The sequence below is a fragment of the Clostridium sp. ETTB3 genome, from assembly GCF_053571985.1.
The window spans coordinates 1,358,006-1,372,037 of record NZ_CP199832.1 but is presented as its reverse complement, the minus strand read 5'-3'; the positions used below and the strand labels follow the sequence as shown (position 1 = coordinate 1,372,037).

The 14,032-nt window shown below is 25.7% G+C and carries 9 protein-coding genes and 1 pseudogene; 9 read left to right on the top strand and 1 reads right to left on the bottom strand.

Features of this window, described 5'->3' with window-relative positions; translation table 11 throughout:
• Positions 1-90: 90 nt before the first annotated feature.
• The 9 genes and pseudogenes from cmk (at position 91) to ACUN06_RS06645 (ending at position 12,878) form a co-directional block, all read left to right on the top strand.
• On the top strand, positions 91-747 hold the full coding sequence (gene cmk, locus ACUN06_RS06685; protein ID WP_291731470.1) for a (d)CMP kinase: 657 nt from the start codon (positions 91-93) through the stop codon (positions 745-747).
• A gap of 36 nt (positions 748-783) precedes the next feature.
• Positions 784-2,690 (top strand): annotated as a pseudogene (locus ACUN06_RS06680) (bifunctional 4-hydroxy-3-methylbut-2-enyl diphosphate reductase/30S ribosomal protein S1).
• 89 nt (positions 2,691-2,779) lie between these two features.
• The gene (locus ACUN06_RS06675; RefSeq protein WP_412229236.1) at positions 2,780-3,715 is read left to right on the top strand and encodes a GNAT family N-acetyltransferase; all 936 of its coding nucleotides are present in this window, start codon (positions 2,780-2,782) and stop codon (positions 3,713-3,715) included.
• Between the two features lie 180 nt (positions 3,716-3,895).
• Positions 3,896-5,239: a tRNA (N6-isopentenyl adenosine(37)-C2)-methylthiotransferase MiaB gene (gene miaB / locus ACUN06_RS06670; protein ID WP_294368032.1), complete on the top strand. Its 1,344-nt coding sequence runs from the start codon at positions 3,896-3,898 to the stop codon at positions 5,237-5,239.
• A 147-nt stretch (positions 5,240-5,386) separates the two neighbouring features.
• On the top strand, positions 5,387-8,134 hold the full coding sequence (mutS, locus tag ACUN06_RS06665; protein ID WP_449390243.1) for a DNA mismatch repair protein MutS: 2,748 nt from the start codon (positions 5,387-5,389) through the stop codon (positions 8,132-8,134).
• A 10-nt stretch (positions 8,135-8,144) separates the two neighbouring features.
• The gene (mutL, locus tag ACUN06_RS06660) at positions 8,145-10,148 is read left to right on the top strand and encodes a DNA mismatch repair endonuclease MutL (protein ID WP_449390242.1); all 2,004 of its coding nucleotides are present in this window, start codon (positions 8,145-8,147) and stop codon (positions 10,146-10,148) included.
• Between the two features lie 12 nt (positions 10,149-10,160).
• On the top strand, positions 10,161-11,090 hold the full coding sequence (gene miaA / locus ACUN06_RS06655; protein WP_291731462.1) for a tRNA (adenosine(37)-N6)-dimethylallyltransferase MiaA: 930 nt from the start codon (positions 10,161-10,163) through the stop codon (positions 11,088-11,090).
• 32 nt (positions 11,091-11,122) lie between these two features.
• Positions 11,123-11,359, top strand: a complete 237-nt coding sequence (gene hfq, locus ACUN06_RS06650; RefSeq protein WP_291731459.1) for an RNA chaperone Hfq — start codon at positions 11,123-11,125, stop codon at positions 11,357-11,359.
• A gap of 241 nt (positions 11,360-11,600) precedes the next feature.
• The gene (locus ACUN06_RS06645; RefSeq protein ID WP_449390241.1) at positions 11,601-12,878 is read left to right on the top strand and encodes a methionine gamma-lyase family protein; all 1,278 of its coding nucleotides are present in this window, start codon (positions 11,601-11,603) and stop codon (positions 12,876-12,878) included.
• A gap of 38 nt (positions 12,879-12,916) precedes the next feature.
• Here the strand turns inward: ACUN06_RS06645 and ACUN06_RS06640 are convergent, their stop codons facing one another.
• Complete coding sequence (locus tag ACUN06_RS06640; protein ID WP_449390240.1) at positions 12,917-13,993, bottom strand: DUF3267 domain-containing protein; 1,077 nt, start codon at positions 13,991-13,993, stop codon at positions 12,917-12,919.
• Positions 13,994-14,032: the final 39 nt, after the last annotated feature.

The following is a 14,032-nucleotide window of genomic DNA, read 5'->3' as shown; positions in this document are numbered from 1 at the left end:
GCTTTAATAATTGAGAAATTTTATTTTTAATATTATAATAAATTGAATATAAAGATAGATGTTTAATGTTTGAAAGGTGGATTTATTAATATGAGAATAGCTGTAGCAATAGATGGACCAGCAGGTGCTGGTAAAAGCACAATTGCAAAATTAGTAGGTAAAAAGTTTGATTTAATGTACATAAATACAGGAGCAATGTATAGAGCTGTTGCTTTATCAGCCAAAAGAAATAATATTAAAACAACAGAAATTGATTCATTAATGAATATGATTGATAAAATGGAAATGCATTTTGAAAATGATGATTTAATTTTAAATGGAGTTAATATACAAGATGAAATAACACTTCCAGAAATAAGTGAAATAGTATCACAATATGCATCAATTCCAGAAGTAAGAAGCAAGCTTGTTGTCTTACAAAGAAAAATGTCTGAAAAATATAATGTTATTATGGATGGAAGAGATATTGGTACAGTAGTACTTAAAGATTCAAAATTCAAATTTTTCTTAACAGCAACTCCTGAAGAAAGAGCTAGAAGAAGGTTTACTGAATTAGTTAATAGGGGTATTGATGTTAATTATGATAAATTATTAGAAGATATTATAAAAAGAGATTATATTGATAGTCATAGAGAAGTAGATCCATTAAAAAAGGCTGATGATGCAATAGAAATTGATAGTTCAAATTACAATATTAATGAAGTAACTGAAATAATTTGTAATTTTATAGAAAATGCCTTACAATAGATTAAGAGAATATTTTTAAACATAGGAGAAATATTTATGAAAGTATTATTAGCTGAAAACGCTGGTTTTTGTTTTGGAGTTAAGCTTGCTGTAGATAGCGCAATTAAAACTCAAAATGAATATAATAAAAAAATTTATACTTTAGGCCCGTTAATTCACAATAGTGATGTAGTTAATTATTTAGAAGAAAATAATATATATGCTATAGATATTAATAATGTTGATACTTTAAATAAAGATGATGTTATTTTAATCAGATCTCATGGTGTATCTAAAGATGTTTTTGAATACTTAACTAATAAAGGTCTTATTGTTATTAATGCAACTTGTCCTTTTGTAACAAATATACAAAAAAAGGTTAATAAATTTTCAAATGAAGGCTATAAAATTGTTATTTTAGGTGATGAAAATCACCCAGAAGTAATAGGAATTAATGGTTGGTGTGGTAATTCTGCAACAATAACAACGGATGGTAACTTTAAAGAGCCACTTACTGGAAAAGTATGTGTTGTAGCTCAAACTACCGAAAAAGAAGAAAATTGGGATAAAACAATTCAAAATCTATCATTAAACACTTATGAAGATTTAAAATCATTTAATACAATTTGTGCTGCAACAGAAGAAAGACAAAAAAGTGTTTTTGATTTATCAAAAAAAGTTGACTTTATGATTGTAGTAGGTGGAAAACATAGTTCAAATACAACAAAATTATATCAAATAGCTAAAAAGAATTGTAAGAATACAATTCATATTGAAAATGCAAAAGAATTATCAAAGGATATTTTTGCAGGAATAGATATAAAAACTATCGGGATAACAGCTGGAGCATCAACTCCAGATTGGATTATAAATGAAGTAATCAGTATTATGGAGGGATTTTAAAAATGGAAGAACAATTACTTTTAATGAATGAAATGGATAGACAATTTCGTATAGGAGATGAAGTTGAAGGCGAAATACTTTCAATTAAAGATGAACAATTGCAAATATCTTTAGTTGGATATAAGTCAGATGGTGTTATTCCTTTTAAAGAGTTAACATCTGAAGATAGAATAAATTCTACTTTAGAGAATTTAAAAGTTGGAGATAAAATTAAAGCTAAAGTAATAAAGTTAAAAAATGAAGATAATTATGTTGTATTATCAAGATTAGAATATGAAAAAGAAACTACATTAGCAAACTTAGAAGAATTATTTAATACAAAATCTGAATTTGATGTTGTTATAAAGGATGCTAAAGAAAAGGGATTAGTTGCTTACTATAATGGTGTTAGAATATTTATTCCAGCTTCACAAATTGATACAAAATATGTTGAAGATAAACAAAGCCTAGTTGGTAAAACATTAACAGTAAGATTAATAGACTTTTCAAGAGAAAATTTATCAAAAATAGTTGCTTCAAGAAAAGTTATTTTAGAAGAAACTAAAGCTAAAAAAGAAGCTGAAGCTTGGGAAACCCTTCATGAAGGAGATGTTGTTAAAGCTGAAATCAAAAGATTTACTAAGTTTGGGGCTTTTGCTGAAATCAATGGTATAGATGGATTAATCCACTTATCTCAAATTTCTTGGAAACATATAAACTCTTGTGATGAAGTATTAAAAATTGGTGAAATCGTTGATGTTAAAATATTAAGTTTAAACAAAGACGAAAAGAAATTATCATTAAGCATTAAAGCTTTAACTCCTGAACCATGGAGCATAATTGATCAAAAATATGCTGTAAATTCAGCTGTACTAGGTAAAGTTGTTAGAATAAATGATTTTGGTGCATTTGTTGAATTAGAACCTGGAATAGATGGATTAGTTCATATTTCAAAAATAAGTCATGATCATATTAAACACCCATCTGAAGTTTTAAGAATTGGTGAAGAAGTAAAATGTATAATTTTAAGTATCGATAAAGAAAACAAAAGAATTGCTTTAAGTATTAAAGACGCTCAATAATTTTAGCAATAAAAGAAAGATTACACATATATATAAGTGTAATCTTTTTGTATTAAAGGGATTATTAAAAAATAATTTTAGAGGTTAATATGGTATTATTAGAAAGGTTATCAAGCAATAATTTTGAAAATTTTAAAAGTTTAAATATAGAGAGATTTAGTAAAGAAAATTATGATAAGAACTTCTTTGAATATTATCAAAGTGAAAAATTTTTTCTTAAAATTTTTCTTAAAAAATTTGTTAAACTTTTTGTATATGGGAAAAAAGTCATAGGTTATATATGGTATGAGGTACCAGTTGAAATACCTGTACGAATATGGTCTTTATATGTTAAGCCAGAATATATAAACTTATTAACGCCTAATATACTAAATAGTTTTAATAATACTGTTCTCTCTTATGAAACCTGTGAAGATGAAATTAATAATCAAACACTTATAAATCTTGGTTTTAATAAAGTTAAGCCTTCTATACTAATGAATATTAAGTTAAATGATTATAATAAAAATATACAAGTAGATAAAATAAAATATAATTTAGAAAATGATTATAAACTTTTAAAAAAGGTTAATTCTATTTATAATTCAAATATAGATAAAATTAATATTACATGTCAAAAAGTAATATTAAAAAAGGATGAAGAGCTTCGATGTGAAATTCAGAACTCTATATTTTCAGCTACAACAAGAGCCCCCTTAGAAATTCAAGATATTGAAACTGATATAGAGCAAGACTATTATATTGAAAATTTATCTTTGTTTATAAAAATAAATGATATTGCTATTGGGTATGGGCAAATAATATTCAATCGTGATATGTATACTGTAGTCAATTTTGGAATAATCAAAGAATTTAGGAAATATGGTTTTGGAAAAATCCTTTTAAATCAATTAATATTTGAAGCTAAAGAAAATGGCATTTATGAATTGTTTATTAGGGTAGAAGAAAATAACTTTAATGCATTAAAACTATATAATTGGATAGGATTTAGACCTAAGTCTATAATTAATAAATGGGAAAGATAAAAAAATTTAAACAATTTTTAGCTTCCAAAAATTATATATTAAAGAGTATTAGCGAAAAAAGCTTTTACTCTTTATTTTTTACAAAATATTATGTTATAATACATTGAGATTTGATTTTACATAAATGACAATGGAGGAATAATAATGTCTAAAGATTTTGATTATAAATTATTAGATAACATGAAAGAATCTGATACTAACGGTGAAAAATTATATTATATTCATACATATGGATGTCAAATGAATGAAGAGGATTCTGAAAAACTTTCAGGTATGCTTAAAAGAATTGGTTATACTAGAACTGAAGATAAAGAAAAAGCAAGTATAATTTTATTTAATACTTGTTGTGTAAGAGAAAATGCAGAAAATAAAGTATTTGGTAACTTAGGTCAACTAAAAAATTTAAAAGAAAAAAATCCTAATTTAATTATAGGTATTTGTGGATGTATGATGCAACAAGAAGGAATGGCAGATAAGATATTAAGAAAATTCCCTTATGTTAATATAATTTTTGGTACTCATAATGCATATAAATTCCCAGAATACCTAAACAGAGTTAGAACTGAAGGTGTTCAAATTAAAGAAATATTTAATAAAGAAGAAGAAATAGTTGAAGGGTTACCTATAGATAGACAAAGTAGCGTTAAAGCTTTTGTTACTATTATGTATGGATGTAATAACTTCTGTACTTATTGTATAGTTCCATATGTAAGAGGTAGAGAAAGATCAAGAAAACCTGAAGATATAATTAAAGAAATAAAAGATTTAGTTGCTCAAGGATATAAAGAAATTACATTATTAGGTCAAAATGTTAACTCATATGGTAAGGGATTAGAACCAGAAGTTTCTTTTGCTGATCTTTTAAGAATGATTAATGAAATAGAAGGCTTAGAAAGACTTAGATTTATGACATCTCATCCAAAGGATTTAAATGATGATGTAATTAAAGCTGTTAAGGAATGTGGTAAACTTTGTGAGCAAATTCATTTACCAGTTCAAAGTGGATCAGATAGAATATTAAAGAAAATGAACAGACACTATACTAGAGAATACTATATGTCTTTAGTAAATAAAATTAAAAAGGAAATTCCAGATGTTTCTTTAACAACAGATATAATTGTTGGATTTCCTGGAGAAACAGAAGAAGATTTCTTAGATACATTAGAATTAGCAAAAGAAGTTCAATATGATTCTGCATTTACATTTATTTATTCAAGAAGAAATAATACTCCTGCTGATATGATGTTAGATCAAGTATCTGAAGAGGATAAACATAATAGATTTAACAGATTAGTTGAAGTTATCAACTCTAGTGTTATTGCTAAGAATAAAGCATATGATGGTAAAGTTGTTGAAGTATTAGTTGAAGGAACTAGTAAAAATGATGAAAGTAAGCTTTCAGGAAGAACAAGAAACGGAAGATTAGTTAACTTTACAGGTGAGAATATAAAAATTGGTGATTTAGTAAATGTTAAAATCACTAAAGCTCAAAACTTCTCTTTAGTAGGTGAAGCTGTAAAATAAAAAATAAGGATAGCTCTAGAAATTAGAGCTATCCTTATTTTTATAAATTTTCATTACTTTATATTATTTAAAATATGTTGTATAATACATTGATAAATGACTTTAAAATGCGCCTTAAAATTTGAATTTACATGGAGGTAATTACTTATGGCTTTAACACCAATGATGAGGCAATACATGGATATAAAAAATAAATATGAAGATTGTATCCTCTTTTATAGATTAGGTGATTTTTATGAAATGTTCTTTGAAGATGCAAAAACTGCTTCAAGAGAATTAGAATTAGTTTTAACAGGAAGAGAATGTGGCTTAGAAGAAAAAGCACCTATGTGTGGTATTCCATTTCATGCTGCAACAAACTATATTTCTAGATTAGTTAATAAAGGTTTTAAAGTTGCAATATGTGAACAAGTTGAAGATCCATCTCAAGCAAAAGGGATAGTAAAAAGAGATGTAATAAAAGTTATTACTCCTGGAACTTATTCTGAAACTACTGGAGATGAAGAATATAAAAATACATATATAATGGCAATATATAATTCTGATGGTTATTATGGAATTGCTTCATCAGATATTTCAACTGGAGAATTTAAAACTACCTTTTTTAAAGAATTAAAAACTACATTATTAGATGAAGTTTCAAAAATATTACCAAAGGAAGTAATAGTAGATACTAATTTTAATGAAGATATTATTGCAGAAATACATAACATTTCTAATGCATTAATTACTAAAAAAAATATTCAAGAATTTAACTGTACTGATGAAGAATTAATTAATCAATTTACTGAAGCTCAAATAGCTGGATTAGACTCAAGAAGTAAAGCTGCATCTTCAATATTATTAAAATATATATTAGACACTCAAAAAATGAGCCTTTCTAATATAAACCTTTTAGAATCATATGATATTATTAATTATATGACTATAGATAGTAGCTCTAGAAGAAATCTTGAATTAACTGAAAACTTAAAGGAAAAATCAAAAAAGGGTAGCTTAATTTGGGTATTAGATAAAACATCTACTACTATGGGGGGAAGAACTCTTAGAAAATGGATAGAAGAACCTTTAATAAATAAAGAAGAAATAAATCATCGTCTTGATTCTGTAGATGAATTATTTAATAATATTTATTTTACAGAAGAATTAAGAGAAGCATTAAAAAATATTTATGATATTGAAAGAATTGTAGGAAAAATATCTAATAAAAATGTAAATGCTAAAGATTTAGTTTCATTAAATATGTCGTTACTTAAGCTTCCTGAAATTAAGAAAAAGTTATCACAATGTAATTCTAGTCTTTTATCACAATGGCATGATAATTTAGATGTTCTTAGTGATATTAGTGATCTTCTTTCAAATGCATTATTAGATGATCCTTCTACTTCTATTAAAGAAGGTAATATTATAAGAAAAGGATATTCAGAAAAAGTTGATGAATTAAGAGAAGCAAAGCTTCATGGTAAGCAATGGATAGCTTCTTTAGAAAGTAAAGAAAGAGAGTTTACTGGAATTAAATCTTTAAAAATAGGATATAATAAAGTTTTTGGATATTATATAGAAATATCTAAAGCAAATTATAGTTCTATTCCAGAAGGAAGATATATAAGAAAGCAAACCTTAGCTAATGCAGAACGTTATATAACAGAAGATTTAAAAGTAGTAGAAGAAAAAATCCTTGGTGCTGATGAACATCTTATGGCTTTAGAATATCAATTATTTGTAGAGCTTAGAGATAAGGTAGAAGCTCAAATTCCAAGATTAAAAAGAAGTGCAAATATAATTTCTTCATTAGATGCACTTAGTACACTTGCTAAAGTTGCCGTAGATAATGATTATGTACGTCCTGAAATAAATAATGAAGGAATTTTAAATATTACAGATGGAAGACATCCAGTTGTAGAAAAAGTAATAGGTAATGGTGAGTTTGTATCTAATAATACTACTATTAACAATACTGATCATAGATTACTATTAATTACTGGTCCTAATATGGCTGGTAAATCTACTTATATGAGACAGGTTGCATTAATTACACTTATGGCCCAAATTGGATCATTTGTACCTGCAAAAAGCGCTAATATTTCTGTATGTGATAAAATATTTACTAGAATAGGAGCTTCAGATGACTTAGCAGGAGGAAAATCTACATTTATGGTAGAAATGTGGGAAGTATCTAACATATTAAAAAATGCTACTCCTAACAGTTTAGTTTTATTAGATGAAGTTGGAAGAGGTACTTCAACTTATGATGGTTTAAGTATTGCATGGTCAGTAATAGAATATATCTCTAATACTGATAATTTAAAATGTAAAACTTTATTTGCTACTCACTATCATGAATTAACAAAGCTTGAAGGAATAATTGAAGGTGTTAAGAACTATTCAGTTGCTGTTAAGGAAAGTGATGATCAAGTAATTTTTCTAAGAAAAATCATTGAAGGGGGAGCAGATCAATCCTATGGTATTGAAGTTGCAAAACTTGCTGGATTACCTTTTGAAGTTATAGATAGAGCTAAAGATATTTTAACTAAGTTAGAAAATGAAAAATCTATAGAAATTGATAAGTTATTTAATAATTATAGAGAAGATAAAATTAATATTTCTAAAATAAATGAAGAAGCTGCTATAGAAATAGAAGAGGTTCCTTCACAAGAAAAACCTATAACTACAAATAACATTTCTACATCTTTAGATAACAATCTTGAAGAAAAATTATCTAAATCAATTAAAGAAGAAAATTTATTGCCTGATATGATGCAATTAGACTTTAATATGCTAGAAAAAGAATCTTTATTAAAAGATATAGCTAACATAGAAGTAATGACTATGACACCATTAGATGCAATGAATACTTTATTTAAAATCGTTCAAGATGCTAAGAAATTAAAATAGGAGGTGCTCTATGAAAAGAATTAATATATTAGATGAGCATACATCTAATAAAATAGCTGCAGGGGAAGTTGTAGAGCGTCCTTCCTCTGTAGTAAAAGAACTTGTAGAAAATTCAATAGATGCAAATTCTAAAAATATAACAATTGAAATTGAAGAAGGTGGTGTAGCTGCTATTAGAGTAATAGATGATGGTTCTGGTGTTCATAATCTTGACATAGAAAAAGCATTTATGCCTCATGCTACATCTAAAATAAAAAATGTTGATGATATATATTCTATTAATACATTAGGATTTAGAGGAGAAGCATTGCCTTCAATAGCTTCTGTATCTAAACTTACTTTTAGAAGCAAACCAGCTAAATGTGATTTTGGTAAGGAATTAGTTTTAGAAGCTGGAGAAAAAGTGTCTCTAAATGATATAGGTATGAATAATGGTTCATTTATAGAAGTTAAAGATTTATTTTTTAATGTTCCTGCTAGAAGAAAATTTTTAAAGTCTACTTCAAGAGAAGGCAGTTTAATAAATGATATTATATTAAGAATAGCTTTATGTAATCCTAATATTTCTTTTAAATTATTTAATAATGGTAAAAAGGTATTACATACTTATGGAGATGGAAATTTAATTAACTCTATTAGAACTATATATGGGAAAAATATTTCAGAGCATGTACTTCCTTTTAAATATGAAGATGATGATTTGAAAATTCATGGATTTATAGGTAAGGAAATAATAGCAAGAGGTTCTAGAAATAATGAAAGTATATTTGTTAATAATAGATATATAAAAAATAAAACTATTGTTGCTGCAGTAGAAAATGCTTTTAAATCTTTTTCTACAATTAGTAAATTCCCTTTCTTTGTTTTATTTATAGATTTACCACCTGAAGATATAGATGTTAATATTCATCCTACAAAAGCTGAAATCAAATTTAAGGATGAAAGAATTGTTTATAAAAGAGTCTTTGATACAGTACATCACGCATTAAAAGAAGATATTTTTAATTCATTTGCAGAAACTAAGAAATCAGAACCTACAGAAACAATTGAAGAAATAAAATTAGATTTAGATAACAATTATATTAATGATAAAATTGATGAACCATTAATTCAAAATAAAGTTGAACCTTCTATTAATGATATATATAATAATATAACTGTTCATGATGTTGCTAAAGAAGAGGAGTTATATAATAGACTAAAAGAAATAAATAAAAATAAAAGTATTTCTTCAATAAATAACTTTATAAATGATGATAATGAAAAGTATAATTCATCTTTTAATGAAAATAATATTGTAAATCCTGACAATAACAATGGAAATAGCCATATAAGTAATATAAATTCTCAATTTTCTTCTTCAGGTATTACTTATGATAATACGCAAAATCAAGCTATATCAACTGAATCAATTAAAAGTGAATCTAAAGCTAAATTTCCTGATTTAAGGATTATAGGACAATTTAATAAAACTTATATTTTAGCAGAATATGCTGACATATTATATATAATTGATCAACATGCAGCTCATGAAAAAATACTTTATGAAAAGTATTCTAGAGACATTGAAAATGGTGAAATAGTTGTACAACAGCTTCTTCTTCCTTGTTTAATAGATTTATCATTAGATGATTATGAATGCTATAATGAGAATAAAGATATTTTTATTAATTCTGGTTTTGTTATTGAAGAATTTGGTGGAAATACTATTTCATTAAAAGAAGTACCTTATTTTTTAGGCAAATTAGATGCAAAAAACTTTTTATTAAGCATAATTGATAATTTAAAAAATTTAGGTAGTGGTAAAACAGTAGAAGTTAAACTAAATAAAATTGCTACAATGGCTTGTAAAGCTGCAGTTAAAGCTAATGACTATTTAACTCAATTAGAAATGGAAAAGTTAATATCTGATTTAAGATATATAGATAATCCATTTAACTGTCCACATGGAAGACCAATAATAATTAAATTTACTGAATATGAATTAGATAAAAAGTTTAGAAGAATAGTATAGGAAGGTTTAAAAATGAATAATAAAATACTAGTGTTAGCTGGTCCAACTGCAGTAGGTAAAACAGCTCTATCAATTGAATTAGCTAAAAGATTAAATGGAGAAATAGTTTCAACTGATTCAATGCAAATATATAAATATATGGATATTGGTTCAGCTAAAATAACTCCTGAAGAAATGAATGGAGTACATCATCATATGATTGATGTAACAACTCCAGATAAGCCATTTTCAGTAGTAGATTATAAAAATATAGCACAACCTCTAATTGATGATTTACTTTCGCAAAATAAATTACCTATTTTAACTGGAGGAACAGGGCTTTATATAAATGCTTTAACATGCAATATGAGCTTTACAGAAGCAGGCAGTGATGAAACATATAGGCTAGAATTAGAGGATTTAGCTAAAAAGCATGGAGATAACTATATTCATAATATGCTTAAACACATAGACCCTATAAGCTATGAATCAATTCACCCTAATAATAGAAAAAGAGTAATAAGAGCTTTAGAAGTCTATAAGGTTACTAATAAACCTTTTAGTTCATTTAATGCTGGAGAAGACTTTTATAAAAGTAAATATGATGTTTTTTACTATGTTTTAAATATGAATAGAGATAAGCTTTATGTAAGAATTAATCAACGTGTTGACATTATGTTTAAAAACGGACTTTTAAATGAATGTATTAAATTAAAGGAAAATGGGTATAATTCTCTTATGCAATCAATGCAAGGTATAGGATATAAAGAAGTATTAATGTATCTTGAAAATTCTATATCTTTAGAAGAGGCTACAGAAATGATAAAACAAGGTTCAAGAAACTATGCTAAACGTCAATTAACATGGTTTAGAAAAGATCCAAGAGCAATTTTTCTTAATAAAGATGAATTATCTGATGATGATATAATTAATATAATTACTAATGATTTAAAATCGAATTAATTTTAAAAACTTTAGACATGGAGGTGACTATATTGAATAAACAAAGTAATAATATACAAGATATTTTTCTTAATAATGCAAGAAAAACAAAAACAACAGTATCAATTTATTTAGTAAATGGATTTCAATTAAGAGGTATCGTAAAAGGATTTGATAGTTTTACTGTAATTTTAGATAGTGAAGGTAAACAAATGCTTATATATAAACATTCAATTACAACTATTACACCTTCAACTCCATTGCCTTTCTCTGATTCAGAAAATTTATAAGAGCTACATTTTTGTAGCTCTTTTTCAATACTTTCAAAATATTAATTTTAAAACAATAATTTTCATTAGTAGTTTAATAAAAGTGTTATTTTTGCGAGTGATGAACTTATGTTCTTATAGTATGAAATTATAATAAAAATAATTATTTACTTATTTAAAATATAATTTTACTTAAAAACTTTAAATTTAATCAACTATTATATATAATAGTTATGAAATAATATAAGATGGAGGAACTTTAATGTTAAAAGAAACAGAAAAGTTAATGATGGAAGCTTACAACATTAAGCCGCATGTATTTGAATTATATAAACAAGCTTTAAATGATGTAGAAGAGCAATTTAAAATTTATGATGAAATAAGAGAATATAACCAGCTTAAAGTTCTTAATGCATTCCAAGAAGAGAGAATTAGTGATATGCATTTTACCAATTCATCTGGTTATGGATATGATGATATTGGTAGAGATACTTTAGATAAAGTTTATGCAAGAATTTTCAATACTGAAAGTGCTTTAGTAAGACCACATTTTGTAAATGGTACTCATGCAATTGGTTGTGCATTAATGGGGAATTTAAGAACTAATGACACTATGTTATGCATCACTGGTACTCCATATGATACTTTACATAATATAATAGGTATTAGTGGCAAAGATAATATAGGTTCATTAAGGGAATATGGCGTAAATTATAAACAAGTTGATTTAAAAGATGGTACATTCGATAAAGAATCTATAATAAATGTTCTTAAAGAAGATCCATCAATTAAATTAGTACATATTCAAAGAAGCACAGGATATGGATGGAGAAAATCTTTCTTAGTTTCTGAAATAGGAGAAATAATATCTGCAATTAAAGAAATAAGAAGTGATGTTTGTGTATTTGTTGATAACTGTTATGGTGAATTAATAGATACTATAGAACCAACAGATGTTGGAGCTGACCTTATTGCTGGTTCACTTATAAAAAATCTTGGTGGAGGAATAGCACCAACTGGTGGATATATAGCAGGTAAAAAGAAATATGTTGATCAAGCTGCATTTAGATTAACAACTCCTGGAATAGGAGGAGAGTGTGGCTCTACTTTTGGTGTTATGAGACAACTTTATCAAGGCTTATTCTTAGCACCTCATATAGTAATGGAAGCTGTTAAAGGAGCTGTATTCTGTGCTAGAATAATGGAAATCGCAGGCTTTGAAGTTTTACCAAAGTATAATGATAAGAGAAGTGATATTATCCAAGCTATTAAATTTAATGATAGAGAAAAATTAATAGCTTTTTGTAAGGGTATTCAAAATGGATCTCCAATAGATTCTTTTGTTGAATGTGAACCTTGGGCAATGCCAGGATATAATGATGAAGTTATAATGGCAGCAGGTGCCTTTATTCAAGGTTCTTCTATAGAATTATCAGCTGATGCTCCAATAAGGGAGCCTTACATAGCTTATCTTCAAGGTGGATTAACATTTGACCATGCTAAAATTGGTATATTAATATCTTTAAATAGTTTATTTTAATTTTAAAAAGAAGAAGCAATGTAGGCTTCTTCTTTTTATTAATCATCACTAATCATTTTATCAAGTAATTCAATTAATTCACTACTTTTAATAGATGTAAAGTCATCTTTAGTAATTGCCGTTTCATTTTTATTACTAGTAGAATCTTCATTAATTTCATCAATTTCTTTAATTAAATCATCTGACATTTTATTAATAAATTCATTATTAAAATCTTCTAAACTATATATTGATTCGTCTTTATCTTTTAATATAATTTTACATTCTTTTTCTAGCTTATTAGAAGATTGATTTATATTATCTTCAACATCAATATTTTCTCTTATATCACCACTTTCTAAAGCTTCAACTTTAGTTATATCATCATTATTTTTATATTCACTATCTTCAATAGTATTATCTTCAATATTTATATCATTTAATTTATCTTGTAAAATTTGATTAGAAAGTGGGAGAGTAGTAGAGTCTTCTATTATTTCATTATTTACTTTAATATTATTATTTTTCAAATCATCATTATTTAAGTAATTATAATCATTAGGAATAATATATAAGCGCTTTTTTCCATATTGATTTTTTTTTACAAATAATTGCAATATAATATTTAATAAATCATCAGAAGATAAAATTGCATTTGCAAAAGATAAAGTATATAAATATATATTAAACCCTATAAAATAAATTGCTATAAGTGGCAATATAGAAAATAATATAAAAGGAGTAATTAAGCTTAAAACTAATAAAAGTGGTTTTATGAATTCACTAAGTTCTGTTGTAACTATTCTCTTTTTATTAAAAAATATCATCTTATTATTTTTAAATGGATTAGGATAAAAAAGCATATGAATAAATTCATGTGGTATTTGAATTAAGTAAAAATTACATATATAAAATAATATAAAGCTAAATATAATTACTTTTACATCATGAATTGTAACAGAGGCTAAACCTATAATATAACCTAATCCAAATCCATATATTAAAATAAATAAAATTCTAAAAAATATTCGTCTATTTAAATATTTATCTCTATCGTAGCCTTTTATAGGACAGACTATATTTTCACTATCAAATTCATCCTTTTTCTTTATAAACCTACCTAAAACAATTTTCATTCAAATCACACACCTTTAAAATATAATAAAAAAGAACCA

Excerpts from the sequence above, each read along its gene's own strand:
- cmk (WP_291731470.1), top strand. The coding sequence starts at position 91 with ATGAGAATAGCTGTAGCAATAGATGGACCAGCAGGTGCTGGTAAAAGC.
- ACUN06_RS06675 (WP_412229236.1), top strand. The coding sequence starts at position 2,780 with ATGGTATTATTAGAAAGGTTATCAAGCAATAATTTTGAAAATTTTAAA.
- miaB (WP_294368032.1), top strand. The coding sequence starts at position 3,896 with ATGAAAGAATCTGATACTAACGGTGAAAAATTATATTATATTCATACA.
- mutS (WP_449390243.1), top strand. The coding sequence starts at position 5,387 with ATGGCTTTAACACCAATGATGAGGCAATACATGGATATAAAAAATAAA.
- mutL (WP_449390242.1), top strand. The coding sequence starts at position 8,145 with ATGAAAAGAATTAATATATTAGATGAGCATACATCTAATAAAATAGCT.
- miaA (WP_291731462.1), top strand. The coding sequence starts at position 10,161 with ATGAATAATAAAATACTAGTGTTAGCTGGTCCAACTGCAGTAGGTAAA.
- ACUN06_RS06645 (WP_449390241.1), top strand. The coding sequence starts at position 11,601 with ATGTTAAAAGAAACAGAAAAGTTAATGATGGAAGCTTACAACATTAAG.
- ACUN06_RS06640 (WP_449390240.1), bottom strand. The coding sequence starts at position 13,993 with ATGAAAATTGTTTTAGGTAGGTTTATAAAGAAAAAGGATGAATTTGAT.